Source organism: Cupriavidus pauculus (assembly GCF_002858765.1).
GTDB classification, from domain to species: Bacteria; Pseudomonadota; Gammaproteobacteria; order Burkholderiales; family Burkholderiaceae; genus Cupriavidus; species Cupriavidus pauculus_B.
Genome location: NZ_PJRP01000004.1, coordinates 318,624 through 343,902, shown reverse-complemented (window position 1 = coordinate 343,902; position 25,279 = coordinate 318,624). Strand labels below are relative to the sequence as shown.

Annotated in this window: 22 protein-coding genes; 11 read left to right on the top strand and 11 right to left on the bottom strand. The window is 61.1% G+C overall.

The window, feature by feature from the left end:
* Window positions 1–142: 142 nt before the first annotated feature.
* Window positions 143–1,243: a branched-chain amino acid aminotransferase gene (locus CYJ10_RS12640; RefSeq protein ID WP_101681826.1), complete on the bottom strand. Its 1,101-nt coding sequence runs from the start codon at window positions 1,241–1,243 to the stop codon at window positions 143–145.
* A 354-nt stretch (window positions 1,244–1,597) separates the two neighbouring features.
* On the opposite strand from CYJ10_RS12640, the gene CYJ10_RS12635 reads away from it, so the two are divergent.
* The 4 genes from CYJ10_RS12635 to CYJ10_RS12620 all read left to right on the top strand — a co-directional run bounded on the left by CYJ10_RS12635 (window position 1,598) and on the right by CYJ10_RS12620 (window position 5,613).
* Window positions 1,598–2,443 carry a TauD/TfdA dioxygenase family protein gene (locus tag CYJ10_RS12635; protein ID WP_101681825.1) on the top strand — a complete coding sequence of 282 codons (846 nt, stop codon included), beginning with the start codon at window positions 1,598–1,600 and terminating at the stop codon, window positions 2,441–2,443.
* Between the two features lie 90 nt (window positions 2,444–2,533).
* Entirely contained in the window at window positions 2,534–3,592 is a 1,059-nt protein-coding gene (locus CYJ10_RS12630) for a BKACE family enzyme (protein ID WP_101681824.1), read from the top strand.
* 30 nt (window positions 3,593–3,622) lie between these two features.
* Window positions 3,623–4,615, top strand: a complete 993-nt coding sequence (locus CYJ10_RS12625; RefSeq protein ID WP_257993281.1) for a tripartite tricarboxylate transporter substrate binding protein — start codon at window positions 3,623–3,625, stop codon at window positions 4,613–4,615.
* Window positions 4,616–4,638: 23 nt separating this feature from the next.
* A complete protein-coding gene (locus CYJ10_RS12620; protein WP_101681823.1) occupies window positions 4,639–5,613 on the top strand; it encodes a quinone oxidoreductase family protein in 975 nt (324 codons plus the stop codon).
* Here the strand turns inward: CYJ10_RS12620 and CYJ10_RS12615 are convergent.
* The 4 genes from CYJ10_RS12615 to CYJ10_RS12600 form a co-directional block, all read right to left on the bottom strand.
* On the bottom strand, window positions 5,600–6,733 hold the full coding sequence (locus CYJ10_RS12615) for an AraC family transcriptional regulator (RefSeq protein WP_146002033.1): 1,134 nt from the start codon (window positions 6,731–6,733) through the stop codon (window positions 5,600–5,602). The two genes, CYJ10_RS12620 and CYJ10_RS12615, sit on opposite strands and share 14 nt — an antisense overlap.
* A gap of 117 nt (window positions 6,734–6,850) precedes the next feature.
* Entirely contained in the window at window positions 6,851–7,186 is a 336-nt protein-coding gene (locus tag CYJ10_RS12610; protein WP_180862917.1) for a DUF4148 domain-containing protein, read from the bottom strand.
* 127 nt (window positions 7,187–7,313) lie between these two features.
* The gene (locus CYJ10_RS12605) at window positions 7,314–8,045 is read right to left on the bottom strand and encodes an MBL fold metallo-hydrolase (RefSeq protein ID WP_101681822.1); all 732 of its coding nucleotides are present in this window, start codon (window positions 8,043–8,045) and stop codon (window positions 7,314–7,316) included.
* 296 nt (window positions 8,046–8,341) lie between these two features.
* Window positions 8,342–9,085, bottom strand: a complete 744-nt coding sequence (locus tag CYJ10_RS12600) for an SDR family oxidoreductase (protein WP_101681821.1) — start codon at window positions 9,083–9,085, stop codon at window positions 8,342–8,344.
* Window positions 9,086–9,198: 113 nt separating this feature from the next.
* Here CYJ10_RS12600 and CYJ10_RS12595 point away from each other — a divergent pair, with 113 nt between their 5' ends.
* Both CYJ10_RS12595 and CYJ10_RS34120 read left to right on the top strand, forming a co-directional pair.
* The gene (locus tag CYJ10_RS12595; protein ID WP_101681820.1) at window positions 9,199–10,089 is read left to right on the top strand and encodes a LysR family transcriptional regulator; all 891 of its coding nucleotides are present in this window, start codon (window positions 9,199–9,201) and stop codon (window positions 10,087–10,089) included.
* A gap of 354 nt (window positions 10,090–10,443) precedes the next feature.
* Window positions 10,444–10,620, top strand: a complete 177-nt coding sequence (locus tag CYJ10_RS34120; RefSeq protein WP_180862916.1) for a hypothetical protein — start codon at window positions 10,444–10,446, stop codon at window positions 10,618–10,620.
* 49 nt (window positions 10,621–10,669) lie between these two features.
* On the opposite strand, the gene CYJ10_RS12590 is transcribed toward CYJ10_RS34120, so the two are convergent.
* The 4 genes from CYJ10_RS12590 to CYJ10_RS12575 form a co-directional block, all read right to left on the bottom strand.
* Entirely contained in the window at window positions 10,670–11,962 is a 1,293-nt protein-coding gene (locus CYJ10_RS12590) for a phospholipase D-like domain-containing protein (protein WP_101681867.1), read from the bottom strand.
* A 367-nt stretch (window positions 11,963–12,329) separates the two neighbouring features.
* Window positions 12,330–13,352, bottom strand: a complete 1,023-nt coding sequence (locus CYJ10_RS12585) for an MBL fold metallo-hydrolase (RefSeq protein WP_257993280.1) — start codon at window positions 13,350–13,352, stop codon at window positions 12,330–12,332.
* A 123-nt stretch (window positions 13,353–13,475) separates the two neighbouring features.
* On the bottom strand, window positions 13,476–14,198 hold the full coding sequence (locus tag CYJ10_RS12580) for a nitroreductase (protein ID WP_101681819.1): 723 nt from the start codon (window positions 14,196–14,198) through the stop codon (window positions 13,476–13,478).
* Window positions 14,195–14,752 (bottom strand): 4-hydroxylaminobenzoate lyase, encoded by a 558-nt coding sequence (locus CYJ10_RS12575; protein WP_101681865.1) that lies wholly within the window; start codon window positions 14,750–14,752, stop codon window positions 14,195–14,197. The genes CYJ10_RS12580 and CYJ10_RS12575 overlap by 4 nt, the downstream gene beginning before the upstream one ends.
* A 113-nt stretch (window positions 14,753–14,865) precedes the next feature.
* Here CYJ10_RS12575 and CYJ10_RS12570 point away from each other — a divergent pair, with 113 nt between their 5' ends.
* The 5 genes from CYJ10_RS12570 (at window position 14,866) to CYJ10_RS12550 (ending at window position 21,612) form a co-directional block, all read left to right on the top strand.
* Window positions 14,866–15,846 carry a LysR substrate-binding domain-containing protein gene (locus CYJ10_RS12570; protein ID WP_101681818.1) on the top strand — a complete coding sequence of 327 codons (981 nt, stop codon included), beginning with the start codon at window positions 14,866–14,868 and terminating at the stop codon, window positions 15,844–15,846.
* Window positions 15,847–16,482: 636 nt separating this feature from the next.
* Window positions 16,483–17,031, top strand: coding sequence for a fimbrial protein (locus CYJ10_RS12565; RefSeq protein ID WP_101681817.1), 549 nt, complete (start codon window positions 16,483–16,485; stop codon window positions 17,029–17,031).
* A gap of 76 nt (window positions 17,032–17,107) precedes the next feature.
* On the top strand, window positions 17,108–17,845 hold the full coding sequence (locus CYJ10_RS12560; RefSeq protein WP_101681816.1) for a fimbrial biogenesis chaperone: 738 nt from the start codon (window positions 17,108–17,110) through the stop codon (window positions 17,843–17,845).
* Between the two features lie 185 nt (window positions 17,846–18,030).
* A complete protein-coding gene (locus tag CYJ10_RS12555) occupies window positions 18,031–20,550 on the top strand; it encodes a fimbria/pilus outer membrane usher protein (protein ID WP_257993279.1) in 2,520 nt (839 codons plus the stop codon).
* The gene (locus CYJ10_RS12550) at window positions 20,551–21,612 is read left to right on the top strand and encodes a fimbrial protein (RefSeq protein WP_101681815.1); all 1,062 of its coding nucleotides are present in this window, start codon (window positions 20,551–20,553) and stop codon (window positions 21,610–21,612) included. It begins immediately after the preceding gene.
* 294 nt (window positions 21,613–21,906) lie between these two features.
* On the opposite strand, the gene rpoD is transcribed toward CYJ10_RS12550, so the two are convergent.
* Window positions 21,907–23,901 carry an RNA polymerase sigma factor RpoD gene (rpoD, locus tag CYJ10_RS12545; RefSeq protein WP_101681814.1) on the bottom strand — a complete coding sequence of 665 codons (1,995 nt, stop codon included), beginning with the start codon at window positions 23,899–23,901 and terminating at the stop codon, window positions 21,907–21,909.
* 712 nt (window positions 23,902–24,613) lie between these two features.
* Entirely contained in the window at window positions 24,614–24,796 is a 183-nt protein-coding gene (locus CYJ10_RS33740) for a hypothetical protein (protein ID WP_146002032.1), read from the bottom strand.
* Window positions 24,797–25,279: the final 483 nt, after the last annotated feature.

Sequence of the window (25,279 nt, the reverse complement as noted above, 5' to 3'; positions counted from 1 at the left end):
TCAGCTCTCACGGTTGTGTCGGGGCCGAGATGCAGACCGAGCCGGGCGGAGTCCTTCAACCCTCCGCCACGGCACGTCGTGCCTTGATCTGACGCTATGCCCGGTGAGCCGACTGGGTCGGCATCCTCGCAATACCAGTCAGTCAGAACAAGCGGTTCAACCAGCCATGCGGGTCCGCTGCACGACCTTGCTGCAAGTCGACCAGAGCCGCCTTCAGACGCGTGGTGGTCTCGCCCGCGGTGCCGTCGCCGATGGTGAAGTTGTACTCGCGTCCTTTCACCTTCCCAATGGGCGTCACCACCGCAGCAGTGCCGCAGGCAAAGGCTTCACGCAGGCGGCCGCTCTGGGCATCGGCCTGCCACTGGTCGATCGCGTACGGTTCTTCTCGCACGGTCAGGCCGAGGTCACGGGCCAGGGTAATCAGCGAATCGCGGGTAATGCCGGGCAGGATCGTGCCGGTGAGCGGAGGTGTCTGCAGAGTGCCGTCATCGAACACGAAGAAGACGTTCATGCCGCCCAATTCCTCGATCCAGCGGCGCTCTACCGCATCGAGGAACACCACCTGGTCGCAGCCCTCGCGCGTGGCTTCGGCCTGGGCGAGCAGGCTGGCCGCGTAGTTGCCGCCGCACTTGGCCTCGCCCGTGCCGCCGGGCGCGGCGCGCGTGTAGGCGTCGGACACCCACAGCGTGACCGCTGCCGAGGCGCCGCCCTTGAAATACGCACCGACCGGACACGCTACCACGCAGTACAGATATTCCGCGGCAGGCTTCACGCCGAGCACCACTTCCGTGGCGATCATGAACGGGCGCAGGTAAAGCGCCGAGCCTTGGCCGGACGGGATCCAGGCGCGATCCAGCTTGACCAGCTCGCGCACGGACTCGAGGAACAGTTCCTCAGGCAGCGCGGGCATCGCCAGGCGCCGCGCGGAATTCTGGAACCGGCGCGCATTGGCATCCGGGCGGAACAGTGCCCCGCCACCGTCCGGGAGCCGGTAGGCCTTCAGTCCCTCGAAAATCTCCTGCGCGTAATGGAACACCAACGTGGACGGATCACATTGGATGGGGCCGTGCGGACCGATCTTGGCGTCGTGCCATCCCTGGCCCTCGGTGTAGCGGATGGTGGCCATGTGATCGGTGAACACGCGGCCAAACGCCGGGTTCTCGAGCAAGCGTTCGCGCTCGGTCGAGGATACGGGATTCCCACTCTGTTCAATGGATAGGGTGGGTTGGACGGCGGTGTTCATAGGATTCTCCTTGAGGGCAGGATGTGCTTTGCACGCTAAGCCCCACATTTTGCGCCAACTGTGGTGAGTTGTGGAAGGCGTCACCCATGCTGATCGTTGACACCTACGCATGATACGGGGCCGATCTCATGCGCCAGACGTTTCCAGGCGGTGCGCCGGTGGCGTCAGACGCTCGAGCCTCCCTGGACCTTTCCGGTCCGTTTTGGTCCGGTAGCCAGCATTTTACCTGTGTCCCAAATTAGCAAATGAATGTCCCAGATAAGCAAGTCAGATGGCCTGGCGCGGCAGATACTGGATGCACAGAACACGGTGAACCAACCCGCGGATTCATCGGACTGTGCAGGAGACAAGATAATGAAGATCAGGCAAATCACCCCGGCCATCGGGGCCGAAATTTCTGGGGTCCATCTGGGCGAGGCGTCGCGCGATCCGTCGTTGTTCGCCGCGATCAAGGCCGCGCTCCTCGCGCACAAGGTGCTGTTCTTTCGTCGCCAGGACATCACGCGCGCCGAGCATGTGGCGCTCGCCGGGCGCTTTGGCAAGCTGGAAGACCACCCGGTGGCGGGTAGCGACCCGGAGCACCCGGGCCTCGTGCGCATCTACCGGAGCGACAACCCCCACAGCTACGAGAACAATTATCACTGCGATGGCTTGTGGCGTCCCAATCCGGCCATGGGTGCGGTACTGCGGTGCATCGAATGCCCCGAGATCGGCGGCGACACCATCTGGGTCAACATGGTCAAGGCCTACGAGGAGCTGTCCGAGGATATCCGGCAGAAGATCGTTGGCCTGCGTGCCAGGGCGAGCATCGAGCACAGTTTTGGCGCCGTCATGACTGCGGAGGCGCGGGCGAAACTGGCGCAGGAGCATCCTTCAGTCGAGCATCCAGTGGTGCGCACCCATCCCGAAACCGGCGAGAAGATCCTGTTTGTCGGGGCGGGCTTCAGCACGCATTTCACCAACTACAGCACCCCGGCCAATGTGCGTCATGGCATCGACAAGGCGCCGGGTGCGTCCTTGCTGCTCAACTACCTGATCAGCCGCGCCACCATCCCCGAGTATCAGGTGCGCTGGTCCTGGCAGCAGGGCGATGTGGCGGTGTGGGACAACCGCTGCACGCAGCACTATGCCCTGAACGACTACTGGCCCGCACCACGCAAGATGGAACGCGCTGGCATCGTGGGCGACATTCCCTACTGAATCGACTGAGCGCTGGCGCGCCCCTCACGCGCCCTGACGGCCCTGACGCGGGCCCTCACGCACCCCGACGCGCTTACCTGGAGCATCGACATGCATTTTCTCGACGGTCACCTCTTTCCCGAAAACCAGCCGCCCCTGATCATCACCGCCGCGCCCTATGCCCCTGGCTGGACGCCCTCGGACTTTCCCGAGGACATCCCGCTAACGATGGAGCAACAGATCCAGAAAGCCGTGGATTGCTATAACGCCGGCGCAACCGTGCTGCACTTGCACGTGCGTGAACTCGACGGCAAGGGCAGCAAGCGGTTGTCCAAGTTCAACGAACTCATCGCCGGCGTACGCGAGGCGGTGCCGGAGATGATCATCCAGGTGGGGGGCTCTATTTCGTTCGCCCCGGAAGACGAAGGGCAGGCTGCCAAGTGGCTGTCTGACGATACCCGCCATATGCTCGCGGACCTGGATCCCAAGCCAGATCAAGTGACAGTGACCGTCAACACGGCGCAGATGAACGTCACCGACCACGCCGAGGATGCCGATTTCCGGGGCACCTCGCGCGAGGACATGGCGTTGTTCAATGCCTACAAGAACATGACTGTCCCTGCCAATCCGGGCTGGGTGGAGGAGCACGTACGGCGCCTGACCGCCGCCGGGATTCAGAGCCAGTTCCAGTGCTACAACATCAACAGCTTCGAATCGGTCGAGCGACTGATGCGCCGGGGCTTTTACAAGGGGCCGCTGGTCCTGAACTGGGTTGCCATTGGCGGCGGGATGGATACGCCGAGCATCTATAGCCTTGCCAACTTTTTGCGCGCCATGCCAGATGGTGCGGTGGTCACGGTGGAGAGCAACGTGCGCAACGTGTTGCCGGTCAATGTCATGGGGATCGCCATGGGGCTGCACGTGCGCTGCGGCACCGAGGATGTCCTCTGGAACCCACGACGTACGGCCAAGCAGGGCACTGTCAGCCAAATCGAGCAACTAGTGCGTATCGCGCGCGAAATGGGCAGAGAGATCGCCACGGCCAGGCAGGCACGTGAAATCTGCCAGATTGGCGTCTTCCATGACTCCGTCGAGGAATCCTTGCGGGCCAATGGCTTTGCACCTAACCGCAAGGGCGGCAACCAGGGCTTCCTGCACAAAACGCAGTGAACTGACGCAGCCGATGACAAGGAGACCGTCATGACAGACACGATTATCCACGTGCGCCGCATTCTCAAGCGTGCGGCAATGCTGGGTGCGGCGCTGCTTGCCGCGAGCGCCGTCCATGCCGCCGACTGGCCAACGAAGCCGGTCCGCATTCTTGTCGGCGCGCCGCCCGGGGGGACCGCGGACATCGTCGCCCGCCTGCTCGCCCATGCATTGCAGCGCCCCCTCGGGCAACCGGTGATTGTCGACTACAAGTCGGGCGCCGCGGGCACCATCGCGGTTCAGAGCATGCTGTCCGCGCCGCGTGATGGATACACCTTCCTGCTCATCCAGAAGGGGATTGCCTCGGAAGTGCCACTGGCCATCAAGGTGTCCTACGACCCGTTTCGGGATGTCGTGCCCATCGCGCAACTCACGCGCCAGGGACTGATACTGGTTGGCAATCCCACGCTGCCTGCCAAGAACCTTGCGGACCTGGTCAGCTATATCAAGGCGAATCCGGGAAAGCTGGACTACGCGAACTTCGGTATCGGCCTGCGTGGTCAGACGATTGGGGTGCAGTTCAATCGGCTCGCTGGGCTGGAGACGGGGGCTGTGAGCTACAAGGGGTCGCCCCCCGCGCTGCAGGACGTGATGGGTGGGCAGGTTCCCCTGATGTTCGATGGTCCGGCCACATCGTTGCCGTTCATCCAGTCGGGGAAGTTGCGCGCCTATGCGGTCGCTTTTCCGAGCCGAATCTCTGCGCTCCCCAACGTGCCGACCTTCGCCGAACTGGGTTACGCCGAGCTCAATGAGGTGGGTTGGATGGGGCTCTGGTCGGCGCCGGGCGTCCCACCCGCGGTGGCCGCCAAGATGCGTGAAGTGACACTCAGCGCACTGCAATCGCCCGAGTTGCGACGCAGGATTCAGGATCTGGGCATGGAGATTGGCACCACCGCCACGCCGGACGAGCTTGCCGCGGATGTTCGCGCGTCCCACGAGCGTCAGGGCAAGCTGCTGCGTTCCATGCATTTCACCGCGCAATGATGGCAGACCAGGAGAGGAAACAAATGAAAGCAGCACGTGTATGGCCGGGCGCCGATGGCGGCCGGCTGGCCATCCAGGACATCGCCATGCCCATCCCGGGCGACCACGAGGTATTGATTCGGGTACGCGCGTCGGGCATCAACCTGGGGGAGATCAAGTATCTGCGGGAGCACCGGACGGGCGACCCGATGACCGCCGGTGTCGAGTTCGCCGGCGAAGTGGTGGATGTCGGCGATCAGGTTGACGGTTGGCGAGCAGGAGACCGGGTGATGGGTCATGGCCGTGGTTGCCATGCACAGTATGTCGTGGCATCCCCGCTAGCGCTCATGTCAGTGCCTGAGGACGTCTCCTGGGTCGATGCGGCAGCGTTCCCCAACGTGTTCATCACGGCCCACGATGCGCTGGTCAGCAATGGCGAACTGAAAGCGGGCGAAACAGTATTTATCAACGGCGCATCGGGCGGTGTGGGCATGGCAGCGACGATGACAGCGAAAGCGCTGGGCGCCCGGCTTGTCATCGTGTCGTCGCGCTCAGCGCAGAAGCTCGAGCGCCTGGCCGGGTTTGGGGCGGACGTGGGCATCGACGCGTCGCGTGAAGCTCAGCGCGAGGTCATCATGGCGGCCACGGAGGGGCGGGGCGTCGATGTCATCATTGACATGATCGGTGGCACGGTGTTCGAGGAGAATGTCAGTTGCCTCGCGGTGAAAGGACGGCTGGTCAACCTTGCGCGACTCGGCGGCGGCCAGTTCGGGCGAACCGATATCAACCTGCTTTGGCTCAATCGGCTCAAACTAATGGGCGCTACGTTTCGCACGCGTACCGAGTCGGAACGGCTCGCGTGTATCCAGGCGTGCGCGCGAGATCTGTTGTCGCACTTTCGCGCGGCCAGGCTGCGCCTGCCCATCGACAGGACCTTCCCCCTGGATGCCATCGCGGACGCCTACGCGTATATCGCCAGCAGCCAGCATATGGGGAAGATTGTGCTTACGGCCGACTGACGGCGGGCGTGGCGGTAGTGCTGGGGCTGGCGGCAGTGCCGGGGGTGGCGGCAGTGTCGGGGATGGGGCGGCGGCGACGAAGACCGGTCGCGGCAGTGGGCGATCCCGCGTCCACTGGCTGCTGCCGGCGCCATTGGGTCACGCTGCAGCCAAACTGGGCGCGGAACCAATGGCTGAAACTACTCTGGTTCGAGAACCCCAGCAGGCTGGCGATTTCGCCAATCGGCTGGTCGCTCTCCGCCAGGTGGCGCATCACCAACTCTGCGCGCACCTCATCGAGCAGGTCCGAGAACGTCTGTCCATCGGCACTCAGATATCGATGCAGCGTGCGACGATCGACGCGCAGATGGCGCGCGACCTGCTGGGCTGTGCAACGCCCGCCCGGGAGCAGCGCCATGATCAGCTCCCGGCAGGATTCGCGCGTGCCGTCACCGCGATTCCGTAGTGCCATTTCCAGATAGTCGCGCGCGAGTTGCGCGGCACCCGATCGGTCGGGCGTGCGGGGCGTCTGCAGATCGGCACTGGCACACACCAGGCCATTGAACGGCTGATTGAACATCGGCTGGCGGCCAAAGAACGCCTGGTGAGCGGTCAGGCTGGCTGGCGGTCGGTGGGTGAAGCACACTTGCAATGGGCGCCACTGTGGTCCGATCAGTTCGCGCAGGATGCGAAACATCATCCCGACGGCCAATTCCATGGCCTGGCGTGTCGCATGGCCGGGACTTGGCAGCAAATCCTCACGAATGATCACCGTCTGACCGACGTCCTCGACATGCGTGACGAGCGACGTGCTCAGTAACTTCAGATATCGGCATAGTGTGTCGAGTGCCTGGCGCGGCGAGGGCGCTTCTTTCAACACCAGGCTGATCGGCCCCAGATTGGAGAACGTCCGGCGTGCGGCCATCTGTAGCGCAAAATCCTCCATGCCGGTCGCATGGACGGTGGCTTCGAGCAATTCGCGCAGGGCACTGCTCGGAATGAGGGTTTCGGGATCTTTCAGTAGCCGAGCCGACAGGCCGGCCGCACGCAGCAGGGCCGCGGGATCGCGGCCGAGCGACTGCACCAGCTCGATGTAGCCGTTGAGCGTAGCGCTGCGGACGAGCCGCCCTACATTTGACATGGCGCGATCCCTATATGGTCGGATGGGCAGAGTATGCAACAACTCGCGATCCGGCTCACATGCGCGGTACGACGCCATCGTCGATGGGTAGGGAGGAGGGGCGGGGGACGCCGCCAGTCAATGTGCTGGGGGCGTGGATGGCCGGAATTGTGGGGGTGGCAGGGATGGTGCGGTCGACAGACCGGGAGCGACCATGCCGGCGCCGGCTTGCTGTTTCGCCGCCAGCTGGATCAAGGATTGCTGCAGTGAATTGGGATAGTTTTCGTCATTGACGTCGAATCCGACGGATTTGAGTGCCTGCAATTCCTGGATCAATGCGGCATGGGTAACGGCGGGAGGCCCGTCTCCCGGGCTGGACTGGGTGGACTGGGCATTAGCAACGCCGCCCAAGGCGCCGATGGACCAGAGGACGACGCCAGTGCAGGCTATCGTGCAAAGAGATCGCGTGTGCATGGTATCGCCTCCGACCTTGTCGCGACGTATACCTGCCATGGTAGGTCTTGCAGGAATGTCATGCTAGGGCGTCACCAAGCAATGGGTGCGCCGCACGGGCGCCCAGCAGTTTGGGCCAGTCACGTGCCTAGCCACGCTCGACGTTGTCTGCGAGCGCGCGTAGCAATGCTGCACCGTCGCCCTGCCACGCACTGCCGTGCATGCAGGCAAGCGTGGTGGGCTGTAGCGCCGCAAGGCGCTCCAACATCGCCCGGGCATGCTTGGTGTGCGAGAAGTAGTCCATCTCGCGGCGAAAGGCCTCGCTGGGGCCGAGGATATCGTGCTCGGTGAGCGGGGGATGATGCGAGCCGGGTTGCGTGAACAAGTCGCCACAAAGCAAGGTGGCCGATGTCGTCTCCATCAGGAAGCCACATTCCCACGCGTGGGGAAGATGCGGGGTGTCGAACCAGCGCACGCTGTGCTGTCCGAGGGAAACCGTCTCGCCGTCCGCCAGCGCCCGCGGTGCGCGATCGGCAAAGTCGTTCACCGACACCATGGCCGCGATCTGACCGCACAGTGGCTCTGCGCGAGGCGCCACGGCGAGCAGCGCGTTGAGTGCACCGCATTCGTCGGCCTCGAAATGGGAGAAACCAATGTAGCGAAGGCGATCGATCGGCATCACCCGCGCGATGGCCTGGCTGACGACAGGAAACAACTGGCGCAAGCCGGTATGGAACAGTAGCGGCTCGTCGTCATCGATGAGGTATTGGTTGAATGAGAATGCGCCCCCATCCGGGAGCGCAACCGGGGTGGCGATGCGATAGATCCGGCTTGCAATCTCGTCGATCGTCGATCCGCTGGACAGGGTCAGGCTCGCCATACTGTTCGCTCCTTATTTGTTCGCACCTGCTCCCCACTGTAGGCGACCGGCATGCCGGCCGCACGTTCGACAGCTCAGCGCCCCACATCGGGACGGGCGGAGTGGCTGTGCAGGGAAACGCGGCAAGGGGAAAAAGGCAGAAACGGGGGGGGAAGGTGGAAACCGTGGAGAAGGTGGAAGGGGGCTGTCATGCCAGGCGAGCCCTGCCGCCGTTTTGCCCTCATCGGCCAAACGCACAACGACGCGATCCGGACGATACCGGATCGCGTCGAGCCATCGTGCAGACCTGCGGGGAATCAGAATTCCTGCTGCGTCGGGCGGAGCACGATTTCATTGATGTCGACGTCAGCCGGCTGCTCGATGGCGTAGGCAATGGCGCGTGCGACGGCCTCGGACGGGATCGCGATCTTGTAGAAGTCCTTGACGAAGGCCGCGCTGGCTTCATGACTGCTGCCCAGCTTCAGTTCGGAATCGACTGCACCCGGCTCAATGGTCGTCGTCCGGATGGCGCCGCCGACTTCGTGGCGCAGACCCTCGGAGATCGCGCGCACCGCGAACTTCGTGCCGCTATAGACCGTGCCGCCCGGGCTGAAGACCTTGATGCCGGCCACCGAGGCAATGTTGATGAAGTGCCCGCTGCCCTGTTGCTGGAACACCGGGAGCGCCGCGGCGATACCGTACAACACGCCCTTGATGTTGATGTCGATCATCCGGTCCCACTCGTCGACTTTGGTCTCGCTCATGGGCGCGATGGACATCAGGCCGGCGTTGTTCACTAGGACGTCCACTTTGCCGAACGTTCGCACGGCGGTGTCGATCAGCGCGCGGACCTCGTCCTGGCGGGTGACATCGGTCTGAACCACCTCGACCTTGCCCCCGGCAGCACGAATCTCGGTGGCGATCGTGTTCAGTCGTTCGACCCGGCGAGCTGCCAGTACGACTGCGGCCCCACGGGCAGCCAGGTGGCGCGCGGTGGTTTCTCCCAGACCGCTGCTGGCACCGGTGATCACAACAACCTTGCCTTCGATATTTGCGCTCATGACCATCTCCTTTGTGATGAAAACTGATGCGATGGGGCAAGTATGGGCGGTCCATCAGTTTCATAAAATGGAAATGTTAAGATTTAACAATTCCAAATATCGGAAGTATTGGTATGCTCAACCGACTGGAAATGCTGCGCATTTTCCTCGCCGCCGCCGACACGGGCAGCTTCAAGGACGCAGCGGTTCGCCTGGGCATTTCGCCCCAGGCCGTGACGCGGGCGGTGCAGGAGCTCGAACGCATCCAGGCAGACCTGCTGTTCCATCGCAACACGCGCCAGGTGCGCATTACGGCATTTGGCGAGGAACTTGCCGAACGCGCGCGCGACCGCCTCTCGCAAATCGATGCACTGTTTGTGCCGCGCAAAGGGCTGCCGAGTGAAGAGTTCCGGGGCATCGTTCGTCTGACTGCGCCCAAGGCGCTCGGCCGGCTTGGGATTCTGCCGTTGCTTGCCGATCTGGCGATTGCGCATCCAGGGCTACGCATCGACTTGGGCCTGAGCGATACGCCCGCCGATGTGGTGGACGAACGGATCGATATCGGCGTCCGATTCGGCGCCATTCGCGACAGTCGGTTCATTGCCCGCAAAGTGGCGACCTACGCGTTCCATGTCGTCGGTACGCCGGCACTGATCGCGCGGGTTGGAGAGCCGACACAGATTCAGGACCTGGAGGGGCTCCCGACGACTGTCATGAACGACGTGACCACCGGCCGCCCATGGCCCTGGTGGTTCGTGCAAGGCCAGTACACGCCGTCGCTCCCGACCTTTGCCAGCAACGATTCCGAGGCCGAGCGCGATGCCGTATTAGGGGGACTCGCCTTCGGCCAGATTGCCGGCTTTCTTGCGGATGAACATATCGCCGCAGGCAGACTCATACCTGTTCTGGAGAAATTTGCGCCACACCCATGGGACCTCTATGTGTACCGCCCGCAACGGGGCCCCGTCGCGCCGCGCGTCCGGCTGGTGTTTGACCAACTCGTCAGCGTACTGGGTGCAGGCTGAACGGCGCCGCGCGGCACTACCCGAATGCATTGCATTTGACGCGCCTGCGGCGCCCCGAAAGAACTGCTGGCGTACGCCAACGCACTCGGCGCGCACGGCTTCGCCCCGCCTTGTCGGATAGGCCGTTTCATTGACCATTTTTGGCGTTTTATTGGCCGGTCATTGGCCGATGTGTGCCCTGGAGGGATGCCCCCCCGGCACGGATGCGACGCGCCATCGTGGTCTGTCCTTCTGGAGGGGTAGCGCACCGAACGCCTGTGCATTTCGGCCCATGCTTGAAAAACGCCCGATCCAGCAAGCCACCGGCCCCTTAACGCCCTTAACGTAAGACAGCCAGGCTTCCATCCGCGACGCATGAAGATCCATGCCTTGACGTTCGTCGAGCCGCTGCACATGCTCGGCCTGACCATCATCCGTACGCCATTCCTTGCCCAGTGCGACGTGTGCGTGACCGACGACTATGGCAATCTCGTGGACTGTGAAGCCTTGGGGGACGTGCTTGCCTACAGGGCTGACATGCAGATGCATTGATGGGCGGCCGGGCGGCGGTAACATCTCTGATCTTTGTCCAAGATCGAAGTCATAGCTGAGAACTTAGCAAAGCGGTCAGGCGGTCCGACAGCTTCTCGCGCCACGGGCGGTTCTTCCAGGCGGCGAACGAGACCTGACGTGAACGGGCAAGGTCGTCTTCGAAGATCTTTGTCTGTTGGGCGGCAAACGCTCGGTCCAGAATGTTGAGGGTCGCTTCATCATTGAGGCGGAACGAGCGATTGTCGAAGTTTGTCGAGCCTACGGACACCAGCAATCCGTCCACGATGAGGACCTTGCAGTGATACATGGTGGGGCCGTACTCGGCGATGATCGCGCCAGCTGCCAATAGCGGGCCCCACGTACTGCGAGACGCCGAACGAGACGTTTCGGAGTCGATGTGCGTGCCGGGAACGATGATTCTCAGGCGCACGCCGCGTTCAAGAGCGGCGAGCAAGGCCTTGCGGGTCAGGTCATCTGGCACGAAATACGCCGCCGACAGGTCGATGGTGTGGCTTGCCGCGGTGATGGCGAGCAGATACATGAGCGCCATACTTTCACTGCCGCCAGTGGGCGAACTACTGAACATCTGGGCGCGCCCCTCACCGACCGGGGCCAGGGCAGGGAAATACCGTTCCCCATGCGGCACGTCTCCGGTCACCTTGATCCAGTTGTCTAGAAAGACGGACTGCATTTGCCCGACGACCGGTCCTTCGATTCGAAAATGCGTGTCGCGCCAGTGCTGCGGATCCTGGGCATGCCCGGTCCACTCCGGGGCAATACCGACCCCGCCGGTAAAACCCACCATCCCGTCTACGATGAGGAGCTTGCGATGGGTGCGATTGTTGAGCTTGCCGATCGTATACCAGCGAATCGGGTGGTATCGCTCGACCAGAACGCCGGCGCGCTTCATCTGGTCCAGGATGGCTGGGTCGATTTTCGCGCTGCCTACCCAGTCCAGCAGGACCTTCACTGCCACCCCATTCTCCGCCCGGTCTGACAGCGCGCGGGCAAATTCCTCGCCGATCGCGCCAGACCAATAGATGTACGACTCGAAGTTAATGGTGCTTTTTGCACTGCGAATGGCAGCCAGCATAGACGGGAAGATTTCGTCGCCATTGAGCAAGACGCGATAGCGATTTCCTTCGAGAATGGGCGGGCCAAGGAGGACGCCCAGTTCGCGAGCAAAGCGCGGGTCATCAAGGGAATACTCGCGGGTGAGCCGGTGCTCGATACGCTTCTCGCTGCCAACGAAGTTATAGGCAACGACCGCACCAACACCCGTCATGAGGAACACGATGACGGCGACCCAGGCGGTGCTGCGCCTGATGCGGATGAGTGACATACCAACTCCCGGCCTCTCGTCTTGCTTTGCGGACAGCTTAGCGGGGCGCGATTTGATCCGGCACCAGACGTTGTCTGACACGATGGTTAGGCGCATCCGTGGGTTTGCCACTGTTACCGATCCGGAGGGCGCAAGGCGGGAGGAGTGCCCGCCAGCGCCGAGCGCCAGTCGCCAACGTATATACGGTCCATAACGGCTGCGCGAGGCGATAAAATGCAATTAGCCGCCAGGAAGCTCCCACCACTTCATATTGACCGTGTCGCGTTGCAAACAGGTGCGGCCCCGGAGAATGCCCGCGAGGGAAAGCGGGCAAGCAAGAATGCGTAGTCCAAAGTTGCATCGGCATCGCGGCGTCGCCCCGATCGACCTACAGACCGACATAGACCATCTTCGTAAACTGATCGCCGTTGAACACAAAATTTCCCCATACGTGGTCAAAGGAGGCGGTCGGCTTGGCGGCAATGACCTCGTCCAGTGATTTTCCTTCATGCTTCAAGGCAGCCACGGCGTTTCGAACGCTCACCAGCATGTCGCGAAACGCAATCAGTTGGGTGCGTGTACCCACCGCACCATGGCCGGGGACAACAATCGTGTGGTCCGTCGTCCGCGCTACCGCCAGGTTCGCCCATTTAATCGCTCCATCGATGCTGCCGCCGTCTTCGTTGTCGATGTAGGGGTAAAAACCATTCCAGAAGGTGTCGCCGAGCACTAGTACGTCTGCGTCCCGGAAGTAGACCCACAGATCGCCATCGGTATGGCCATGACCGAAGTTCTCGACATCAATGGTGGTGCCCCCGAATTGGAATGTCTGTCGGTCATCGATCAGAAGACCAGGGCGTGCCGCGGGGGGCACCGGCGCGAACGTCCAGTTCCATGCATTCACATGGGTCGTCTCGGTCAAATGCCTGAACGTATGCGTTTGCGCAATGAGCGTGGCGCCCGCCTCGTGCATCCAGGCGTTTCCATCCGTGTGGTCCCAATGCCAATGGGTGTTGACTACGTATCGGAGCGGCCCCGGTCCCATGCCGTCGAGCGCCGCCCGTAGCTTTTCCTTCGATTTGCTGATGCCTGCGTCGACCAGGAATTTTCCCTCCGTACTCGATAGCACGGTAATGTTTCCGCCTGAACCCATCAGCACGACGAGATTGTCACGTAGAGGGGTGGTTACGAGGTCGGCGTCGGCGCGGCGTAGATATCTTGCGCCCGCACCGGTATGAAAATAGTCATCCGCCGAGATGCGACGGTCGGCCGCAGGCGGTTCTACGGCAATGGAAGTCGACGCAGCAAAGGATGGCAGTGCACCAGCGGTGACATTGATCCATACCATGGACAGTTGGAGAATCAGCCTGGTATTGCGCCCGGGCGTCTGGAAATGCAAGCGTGGGAACATCTTTACCTCTAGCTTTACCTTTAGGTGGTGCGGTAGGGAGCGGGGAGTTGGGGGAAGTAAGGGCGAAATAAGGGGCAGATAAGCGCGTGGCGTGTCGGCCCCGCAGCAGGTTGGGGTAGGTGGTCACGCCGAAGGCGCGGTTGGAAACCCCATCAGGCGGGCGAAGCTCTGCACGCGTTCGCGTGGCATCTCCAACTGGTTCACCTTGGCTTGCGGATCCGCGTAACCCATGGCGATACCGAACGCCGTCACTTCATCGGCGGGCATATGCAGGTGCGACGCGATCTGTTCGTGAAAGGGCGCGAAGGCAACCTGAGGGCAGGTGTCGATACCCCGTGCTTTCGCGGCAATCATCAGGTTCTGCGCGAACAGGCCAAGATCGATCCAGCTATGTGGCATCAACCTTCGGTCGATGCTGAGGATCAGACCCACCGGAGCGCCAAAGAACGAGAAGTTCTGCTCGGTCTGCCGCATACGTGCCGGGGTGTCGTTACGGTCGATCCCGAGCGACGCGTAGTAACGCGCCCCAAAGTCCATCAACCTCGTGCGAAACGTGGAGGGCAACGGCTCCGGAAAGTGCGCTGGCGCCGGGGCGATCCCGTCGCGATAGGCCGCGACGAGCGTGCGGGTCAGTTCGTCCTTGACGTGGCCGGTAACGACGTAGACTCGCCAGGGCTGAATGTTCGCCCCGCTTGGCGCACTGGCGGCGTCCGCCAGGATCGCTTCCACGGTGTGTCGTCCCAATGACTCAGGTGTGAAGGCCCGTACCGACCGGCGTGAACTGACGACCGACGCGACGCATTGCGCGATGGCGTCTTGCGACCATTCGTTGGACGTGGGCGTCATGACTGTGGCTCCTGCGGGGATTTGTGATACGAGATGCGCCCCGAAGGCAGGAAGAACAGCGCGATAACGGCGCCACCCTTTGCTTCCGGATAGTGATGACTGCCCGGGGCAGGCGCCGTCCACCCGCCCGTGCACCATCCGTTCGGCCCGTTCAGCGCCGCGCCGGGATTGAGCGGGACGACCATGTTGAACTCGCCATACGGATGACCGTGGTATTGGCCCCGGAAGCGGTGATCGGCATGCCCCTGACGATTGCCAGTGCTATCCATGTACACAGCGGTGATGCTGAAATGAAGCGTTCGTTCGGATGGCTCCGCAATTCGGCTACGGCGATAGCCCGGACCCTCGATTTCGATGTTCGCTGCCCACCCGTCCTCTACGCCCTTCGTCACCAAGGAGGACAGCGTCTCGTAAAATGCGCTGTCAGGCCCGTACTTTTCGTTGAGCCAGCGTTCGACGTTGGCGCTAGTTGTCAGGTCCTTGACGTCTTCGAGGAAGGGAATGCACTGGGTGATCAGCGCTTCCCTGTCGTGGTTCGATGTTTCGGGGTGCATGGTGTCGTGTCCTGAGGGATGGTTGGACACCATGATGCGCTGGGTGTGAATTGAATGGAATTGATGGTTGTGCAACGGCATAATGAACGCCATTCAATGAATGAGGTGCCATCATGAGCATCGGTCGCACGGACCTGAACCTTCTCAGGGTATTCGAGGCTGTCTACGAGGATCGGAATCTGGTGCTTGCAGGCAAACGCCTGCATCTCACCCAGTCCGCCGTAAGCCACGCACTCCGAAGACTGCGTGAACTCGTCGGCGACGAGTTGTTCATACGCATGGGCAAAGGCATGGTGCCGACCGGACGGGCGACGGCCATGGCGCCTATCCTGCTTGATGCGCTGCGCCGTATCGAATATGCCCTGGGCGTCGAGCCGTTCTCGCCCGACATCTCCCGACGACGATTCGTAATCGCGGCAAATGACCACATCACGGCCGTGATTCTGGCACCGTTGTCCCGCACCCTTCAGAAGGTTGCGCCACACGTTGATCTCATCATCCGGCCGTCAACCCGGCTGGACCTCGCCGAGCAGATTGACCTTGGACGTATCGATCTGGCGATCGGTATTTTCTCCGAGGTGCCGCCGCGCCTGCATTCCCAAACGCTGATGTCGCAAGGAGAGTCTATCCTGATGCGAAAGGGGCATCCGGCGTCGCGCAGAAAGCTCAAGTTACAGGATCTGGCGAAGTATCCGCTTGTTACCTTGTCCGTCGGCGGGCAAGAGGAAGGGGCGGTAGGGGGATTCATCGTCGAGCGCGGCCTTGCCCGTCAGTCAGAGATGTTTGATCGGCGGGCCTTGGAAGCAGCGCTCCTGAATTTGAACGAGGCGCCCAGGATTCGGGTCACTGTCCCACATTCGCTGGCCATTCCAGCCTTGCTTCACGAGACCAACATGCTGTCCATCGTCCCAGCGTCCCTGGCCGTGGCTCTCGCAAAGAGCGGAGATCTGATCCGCCGCGATTTGCCCTACCCGTCGGCAGGAGAGGTCCTGCGCGCGGTATGGCATGGCCGCGAAGACGATGACGCAGGGCACGCCTGGCTCCGCGAAATGATCGCTGAGACAGCGCGCGCTGCTGAGGCCGCGCTTATGTAGCCAGCAGTGTGAATGAACGCTGCAGCACAGCGGGCCGGCGGTCCTTGGCTGGATGTCGGCAGCGACGACACACAACCCGGCTCATTGCCCGCCAGACGCCAAAGCGCACTCAGGTACTCCAGCGCGCAGTAAGGGAATCGAGCGCACGCTGATCTATGGTGGCGTGGGGGCGCCGACACGTTCGCCCGGCTCGACAGATATTCACGACAGTCCCTTGCAAGCGGGCATGCAAGCGGGCATGCAAGCGCGCGCAACGCACTCGCCGGTCTCGCGCGCATTTCTCACGATTGCCTGTCCCACTGGACGGGCACTGTAGCGCGGTCTACGCATCGCTTGCCATCGTCATCAAGCGCGTCAGGTCTCGAAGCAACGACAGCGCCAGGATTTTTCGCCCCTATAGGACCGCCGACGTGAACGAATCGCACGCGCAGCTCCGATAGCGCAGCGCAAACCGCAGTATCCGGAAGCATGGCATCAAAAATCGTACGCGTCCGATTCAAATCCAGCGTCGACGACTCCAGAATCCTGCCTGAACCAGCCACGCCGGCTGACTTGCCTCGCCGTTGTAAGGCAAGCCATCTCTCGTGCCGAGTGGCCAATTCGAACATTTCTTGCTACGTCCTGGAGACAAATCACATGGAAAAGAAACGCATGTCGGCCATTATTTCTGCCGGCGCATTCGTCATTGCATCAGGGGTATGGGCATCAGAGGTATGGGCTTCGGATGGGACCATTACATTTACTGGCGAAATCACCGCGCAGACCTGTACGGTCAATAGTACCGGGGGCGGTAACAACTTTACCGTGGTGCTCCCGACAGTGGCTGCGTCCACACTGGGAACCAGTGGTGCCACCACTGGCGACACGGCATTTTCGATCTTGCTGAGTAGGTGTACGCCGGATAGCGGCCCCGTCCGTACACACTTCGAAGCGGGTTCGACCGTCAATGCTGACGGTCGTCTGTTGCAGCAGACCGGTACGGCGACCAACGTCGAAATTCAATTGCTTAACGGCGATCAGTCCGTCATCAAGGTTGGCGATTCGGTTGCTTCGCAGAACTCGAATCCGACCACCATTGCGTCAGGTTCCGCCACGCTGCCGTACTTTGGTCGTTACTACGCGACTGCCTCAGCTACCGCCGGTACTGTCAACACCTACGTCACGTATTCGATGGCCTACGAATGACCAGCCAGGTCACGCGGAGATGGTGCCTCGCGCCATCTCCGCGCCAGTAGCCACAGAATCCTTCCGGGAATAAGCGATGAACACGACGGGATTTGGTCGCACAGTCCTGTGCGCCGCGATGCTTTTCACTGGCGCTGCAGCGCAGATGCAGGCGCACGCGTCGGTGGTGATTTCAGGTACGCGTGTGGTGTACAACGCCAAGGAGAGCGAGACGACCATCAAGTTGACCAACGAAGGCAAGACACCGAGTCTCACTCAAGTCTGGATTGATAGAGGAGAGGTCAATGATGATCCATCCTTGATCGACGCGCCGTTCACGGTGTCTCCACCTGTCTCTCGTATCGACCCTGGCAAGGCACAGACGCTTCGCATCGTGTATACCGGCGAGCCGCTTGCCGAGGATAAAGAATTGGTGTTCTGGCTCAACGTCCTGGACATTCCTCCCAAGACGAGCGACGGCACAGAAGCGAACAAACTGCAGTTGGCCTTCCGTTCCCGTATCAAGTTGTTCTTCCGCCCGACCGGGATTCAGGGCAGCGCTGTCGATGCACCGGATCAGATCCAGTGGACGCTGGTGCCGGGTGGCATCGAGGCGCGCAACCCGACGGCATATCACGTTTCCTTCGCGTCGATTGAAGTTACTGCCGGCGGGCGGAACGTGAAAGCGGAAACCGTCGGCATGGTAGATCCCGGCGCGTCGAAAGTATTCACGCTTAGCGGTGAACTGTCTGGCGGTGCAGGCAAGACGGTCCGATTCCATGCAATCAATGACTATGGTGGCGCCCACCGCAATGCAATGTCATTGAAGCAGTAATTGACACAAACGGCGTCCGATTTGGCGCGATCCCGCTTACGCCCGGCAACACAACATCGAACCCTCAGGATGCGGCCGCCAGGTCGCAGGATTGGACGCGTAGATAGAATTCTTTGACGACCATGCATAAGCGTACCCGGCCTCGATCGTTGCAGCCGAATTTGTGCCCCATCAGCACAGCTGCGATGATGATTCTCGGCGCGACCTCCGCATTCGCCGCCACCCTGCCTTCCGACGACAACAAATCTGTGATTGCCGAGGTGCAGTTCAACGACGGCTTTATGCACAAAGGATTGGTGGGGAATCTCGACATCAGTCGGTTTAACAAAGGCAATGTCACGCCCCCAGGGCAGTACCGCGCCGAACTGTTTGTCAATGAGATGTGGCTGGGGCGCACCGACGTTTCCATGCGTCAGTTTGGCGAAGACGAGGTGAACGTACTGCCTTGCATGAACCGGGGCCTGCTCGAGCGAATCGGCGTGGATTTCACCACGTTGGACGTCGAGGCACTGTCGGCGCTGACATCCGGTGACTGTCTGGCGCTTCAGGATCTGATACCCAATGCTACAGCGCAGTTTGACCACGGCGAGCAACGTCTGAACATTACTGTTCCGCAGGCCGCCTTGCTTCGGAACCCCCGCGGCTATATCGACCCGAGGTTCTGGGATGATGGTGTCTATGCGGCCAAGTTGCAGTACAACGCCAACGTTTATCACGCCGAGAGCGTTGGCAGCCGATATTCCCAGAGTTATGTGGGCGTGAATGGCGGCATGAACATCGGGCCCTGGCGGTTCAATCATATGGGTAGCTATAGTCAGGCTCACGGGACCGGCGGCAGGTATCAAGCGATGCAGACCAACCTCAAGCGCGCAATCACGCCGCTCAAGAGTCAGTTGACGCTTGGAGATGGCTTCACCGACGGCCAGTTGTTCGACGCAGTCGGTTTTCGGGGTGTGCAACTGGCAAGCGATGATCGGATGTATCCCGAGTCCCTGCGAGGTTTCGCCCCCACGGTTCGCGGCATCGCCTCGACGACGGCACGCGTTCAGATCCGCCAGAACGGCAATATCATCTACGAGACGACTGTCCAGCCCGGCGCTTTCGAGATCAATGATCTGTACGCGACAGGTTACGGGGGCGACCTCGAGGTTGTGGTCACAGAAGCGGATGGCAGTGTGCATGCCTCGAAGGTGCCGTATGCCGCGGCCGTCAACGCGCTTCGGCCGGGCAGGACGCGCTATAGCGTCACGGGCGGCTGGTACCGCAGTACGGAAACCGACGGCAACCCTTTTTTGATACAGGCGACGGTTCAGCACGGCTTCTCCAATCTGTTCACCGGCTATGCCGGCGCAACCTTGGCGGAGGATTACACCGCCGGGTTGGTGGGCGTGGCGATGAACACCGACCTTGGCGCTCTGGGTGCGGACGTCACGCATGCACGGACCCAGCTCGCACACCAACCCGGCCGCAGCGGGCAGAGCTACCGGATCAGCTATACAAAGTTGGTCGCGCCAACGAGTACCAATTTGACGTTGGCTGCATATCGCTACTCCACCCAGGGCTATCTTGGGCTGGCTGATGCCATGGCACTCCGCGATCTGGACGCGCGTCACGTAGCCCATGGGATGGGCGGTATCCAGCGCGGGCGTGTCCAGATTACGCTCAACCAAGCGTTGCCCCGGGATTGGGGCCGCTTCTTTGTTGCCGGGTCGACGCAGCACTACTGGAATCGGAACGGACGCGATACGCAATTCACGCTGGGATACAGCAACGCGTACCGGCGTATCAGTTACGGCGTCGTGGCATCCCGCGAGTTGGACGTCTCACGGAACCGATGGGTGAATCGCGTCATGCTGACGGCCGGGATTCCGCTTGGCACGCGCGCCCACGCTCCGCAATCGGTGACCTCCATCGAGCGCATCTCTTCGGGGGGAACGAATCTGCGTGAGTCCGTTTCGGGAACGCTAGGTGAAGACAATCGCGTCAGCTATGCCCTCAATGCGGCTCACAGCACTGGCGAGGGTCACCCAACGACGACCTCCGTGGGTGCCAGTGCGACCTATGTGTCGCCATTCACCACCGTAAATGCAAGCGTCAGCAAAGGCACGAACTATACGCAATCCAGTGTTGGGATCGCAGGGGGTGTGGTGGGATATTCCGGTGGCATTGTGTTGACGCCAATCATGGGTGAGACCATGACGATCGTCGAGGCAAAGGACGCCGGAGGCGCCAAGGTCCTGACTGCCGCTGGCCTGCGGCTGGATCCGTGGGGGCGGGCAGTGGCAGCGAACATGATTCCGTTTGCGCGCAACCAAATAGAAATTGATCCCAAGGGTCTGCCCCTGAGTGTAGGCATGCGGTCAACGACAACGCTGACCAGTCCGACGGCTGGCGCTGTCACTGTCGCGAGATTCGAAACCGAGGACCTTGGCGCGGTCGTGTTGATTCGCGCGAAACTAACCGACGGCAAGCCACTTCCCTTTGGTGCCACCGTGCTGGATGCCGGCGGGCAGCGAATTGGGGTGGTCAGTCAAGGAAGCAAAATCCTGGCTAACCTGCCCAACGGCGCAGCCGATCTGATCGTCAAGTGGGGAGACGACACCGCCTCGATGTGTGCGTTGTCTTTGAATCTTCCTGCTGCCGCGCCTCTGTCTGATGCGACAGGGTATCAAGAGGCAAATGCCGTTTGTGCCCGGGATAGCTGAGTGCGATCGGTTCTGCGGATTCAAATGGGCGCGACGGCGATCGTCTCGCTGAATCCCAGAAATATGCTTCCACAGCGGAATGAACCGGAAGGTGTTGACATGAATCGACGAGTTATCTCGATAATATTTGGCCTGGCGCTACTCATCGCGTCGCAGGAAGCACTGGCGCTGAGGTGTGTGAACGCAGCCAATGGTTCGGCAGTCGTGGCGGGCACCATCTCGACCAACATCCCGGTGCCAGCCGACGCTGTCGACGGTGCGGTGATATGGGAGTCGACCCCCCGTACGATTACAGTGACGTGTAGTCACGACTGGACCAGCGTCGCCGAAGATGTCTTTCTTTACGTCAATCCGACTGGCAGTGGCCCCGCAGCCGGAACAACGGTGGGAATCCGTTGGGCAGGCTATCTTTACACCCAGACGAGCGGCACTATTCATCTCAATGAGAGAATCCCCGCCGGCATGGGGGAGACGGTGACATTTCCCTTTACATTTTCTGTGGTCGTATTGAAAAATGGTTCTTCACCGACGGGGGGGCTGTCGACATTCAATAATTTCCGTGTCTTCCAGATGGATGGGCGCAGTGGTCTAAATATTACGCCAGGCTACAATATTAATTATGTACTGAACGGAAGTGTTCGTTTTGTTGAGTGTCTGGCAAATCTCAATTTTCAGCCAAGCAATCTGGTCGATTTCGGGAGCATCCCAGCCGTCGGGACCGCGGGAAACGTCGCGGTAGAGCGGGAGTTCATGATCACTGCAGCACGAGCGTGCGAGTCCCCTTACGCTCTTCATATCGCCTTCGTGCCGACGACGAGCACGCCTAACGGTGTCGTTTCAAACGCGACGATGTATGCGCTTGATAATGGTGTCGGCATCAGTATTCTGGACGCCGCCCTTGGCACACCCGTTCCGCTCGACGGTACCTACGTGGCGTTTGTGGACCTGCTGAACACCGCCTCCGCCAGCAAGGCTTATCGGGCTCGCCTGACTCGCCGGTTGGGTACGTTGGCAGCTGGTGTGTTCAGCGCGACCATGCTCGTCACGGTGGAGTACTACTAGGTGGGTTTTCGCAGTCTAACGTTCATCATGCATTCGACAGGCAGGGATGCGGAAAACGGCCCCGGCTGTCCAGCGGATGAACGCAAGGTTTTTCCTGGTTCGCCGTCACGCCACGGCTGGAACCATATAGACAGTCTTCTCGACGGGCGAAGCCCGCGCAGCGCGGATGCGCTATCCATGGCGCGCTGGCAGCGCGCCATGGATAGCGACAACGATCCTTCTTCTGGCCGAATCGCTGCGGCGAACGCTGGCACAGTCCGGCTGGCGAAAGGGCGAGGGTAGTTCGCCGAGTCTTTACTTGTCGAGGAAGGCCTTCAGCCTGGCAGCGCGGCAGGGATGTGCGAGTTTGCGCACCGCCCTCGCTTCAATCTGACGGATGCGCTCGCGGGTCACGTTGAACTGTTTACCGAGTTGATCAAGCGTGAGTTCGACGTTCGTATCGAGGCCGTATCGCATGCGAAGCACGTTGGCATCTCGTGGCGACAGTTCTGCCAGTGCGGCTTCGATCTCCTTGCGCAGATGCGTCCGGTTCGCGATCTCTTCCGGTGAGTTTGCCACGTCATCCTCGATCGTGTCGGCAAGCGTCATATCCCCAGCCTCGCCCATCTGATGCTCAAGCGATAGAGGCTTGCGTGCGATCTCGATCAGGTAGCGCACCTTTTTCTCCGTCATTTCCATGCGCTCGGCGAGGACAGCCACAGACGGCTCGCGTCCGGTTTTTTGAAGGATCTCGCCAGTTATCCGGTGAAGCTTGTTAATGTTCTCTGTCATGTGGACCGGCACACGAATGGTTCGTGCCTGATCGGCAAGTGCGCGCGTGATCGCTTGGCGTATCCACCAGGTGGCATACGTCGAAAACTTCCAGCCCCGTCGGTACTCGAATTTGTCCACGGCGCGCATCAAGCCGATATTGCCCTCCTGGATCAGATCCGACAGCGGCAAGCCGCGGTTGACGTATTTTTTCGCCATGGCAATGACAAGCCGAAGATTCGCCTCAGTCAATTCTCGCTTAGCCCGTCGCATTGTCGACTCTGCGACACCCATCTCACGATAGATCTGCTTGAGTTGCCGGAGGGGCATCCCGGCATCGGCCTCTAGAGCGACAAGTTTGCCTTGCCAATCCTGAATGATTGGTCGATGCCTGAGAAGTGCCGACCCGAACGACGGTGACGCTGCTGCGATACGCTCGGTCCAGGCAAGGTCGGTCTCGTGACCCGGGAAGCTGGCCACAAACGACTCGCGTGGCATGCTGCAGCGTTCGACGGCAACCTCCAGAATGCTGCGCTCGATCGCCTGGACCTCGGCGACCTGGCTGCGCACCGTTGCGCATAGCCGGTCAATTGTTTTTGCGCCGAACCTCACGATGCCCAGTTCGCGCTGGATGGCACGACGCAATGTTGCAACGGCTGCGGCCATTCGTGCGTCGTCAGTGATGGGCGCAGCCGGCAACAACTGGAAGAGCGCGCGTACGCGCCCGAAAATGAGAAGGCTATCGAGCTTACGTTGGGCAAGGCGAGCGGCGTCGTCCTTGTCCGGCTCGGCTAGGGCGATCGCCGTGTCGTCGTCCTGCGGATCATCGTCGACAGCATCGGTGTTGCCAGTAGCGGTTGCGTGTGCATCCTCGGGTTCGGCGACCACTTCGCTGTGTTCATCGGCAGTGGTGAAGCCGTCAACCAGTTCATCGATCGACAACTCACCGGCGTTGAGGCGGTCCACATCGGCAAGGATGGTCTGTACCACTGACGGGCTCACGGCGATCGCCTGAACCATCGCCTGGAGTCCGCCTTCAATACGTTTCGCGATCTCGATCTCCCCAGCGCGTGATAGGAGTGGACGTGCGCCCATGTCGCGCAAGTACATCCGAATGGGATCGGTCGAGCGGCCGAATTCAGCGACCGCGATAGAGAGGACGGCTTCCGCCTCCTCGTCGCCTTGATCATCAGATGTCGTCGCGGACGCAGCGTCATTGAGCAGAAGTGTCTGCGCAGCCGGCGCGTGCTCATGCACGGCCACACCCATATCGCTGCAGACGCTGGTGATGGTCTCCATCGCCGCCGCCTGGTTCACGTTGTCTGGGAGGTGGTCGTTGATGTCGGCGTGGGTCAGATACCCGCGCTCTCGGCCAAGTGCGAACAGTGCACGCAGCTGGCGCTGATGCGCCTCGCTCTGGCTTGTTGTTGACGCCACCTCCGGCGGCTCGGCAGTCGCCGACGTCGTTTCCGTGGGCCGACGGCGGCGGCCTTTCGAGACCGTTGCGGAAGCTGGTTTTTTGTTGGCTGGATTCCCCAAGACACTCTCCTACACATGAAACTCGTCGTCGCCCTGACATAAGTCAAGCTAACGGGGTGCGAACGACGTGGTAAAAATGCGCAGAGGGGGGCGAAGCCGGCAACCTTCCCGGTGGATATCGGCGTGCGCAAGACACGAAATACCGGATGAACCGGCATCCATCAGATCTCGCCAATGGCGAGATCCAATCCCCATATTTTGCCTTAGATTTTATGAATGTCTTCCGAGAAAGCTCATGTTTATAACGTAGGTTTCTCCAAGTGCCGATCGATTTTGTGGAGAAAGCTCACGTCTACAACGTAGCTTTCCGCTGTACATGTATGAGCATGCTCAGAATTAGGGCCTGGAACGACCACCGTGCGCCAGGGGAGGGGGCACTCTTCCGCGCCGGCAGGAACGTCATCTTCCCGTGCGAAGAGAGGGCGGCTCGGTGAGGCAGCGAGATGCTGGTCAGCGTTTTACGGGCTGTCGTTTCGGGTGGCGCAGCGAGGGAAGGTATCGATCGAGGTGCCAACATACGGAACGAAGCTTTGTCCCGCGTGAGCCAGGCAGCTGATCAATGCGCAATGGGTCGTCTCTCGGGTCCGGACTATCCGATTGCGCTGGCAGGGACGGGAAAGTCGAACCCCGTCTTCCTGGCGGCACGAACTTGACAAGGCAGCCCGGCTTGGGCGCGTGAAGCGCACTGACCAAGCCTGGCTTCCTTACTCGCCTACGCTTGGATCGATTCGGAGAGCGAGGGCGGCCACCAGTAGTGGCCGCGAGGCGACATGCCAAGCGCCTGATATCCGGCGACGCCGTGACCGATCCATATGATCAACGATGAGGGGATGGCGAGGAGGCGATGTGGTTCCTTGCCTTTGGCGTCATCGACAAGAGGCAGTTCGAGTTGCACGAGCCGTTGTCCCAGAGGAAGGATGGCGTTGCAATGAAAGACGAGATGCCTTCCTCGAGGGCGCGTCCACGCCGACCGAGCCCATCCAGGGTTCTTTCCATATTGCTCGAACAACCCAAGCGCTGGCCAAGATGCCAAATCGTAGTCGACGAGGACCGAGTAAGACTCCATTTGAACAAGGACTCCATGGAATAGGCTGATGCGGGCCGTGATGTCCTATACGGTCGTGGGAGACCGAAACGAATAGAGTCGCGCAAGTTGGACGCTGGTCTGTTCTTCGAAACCGCGCCGAAACGCTCGGCTAGTCGGCCAGTGCTCAACCTCCTCAGTCGACCGCTCTGACTCGGCGGCGTAAGCGATCTTGATCGCTTCTCTCTCGGACGGGGGCAGACTTCGGAGAATGGCGTAGATGAGAACACTCTGGGCGAGCAACATACCGTTCAGTTGATCGCTGGTCAGTGAATTGAGCATTGGGACGGGGCC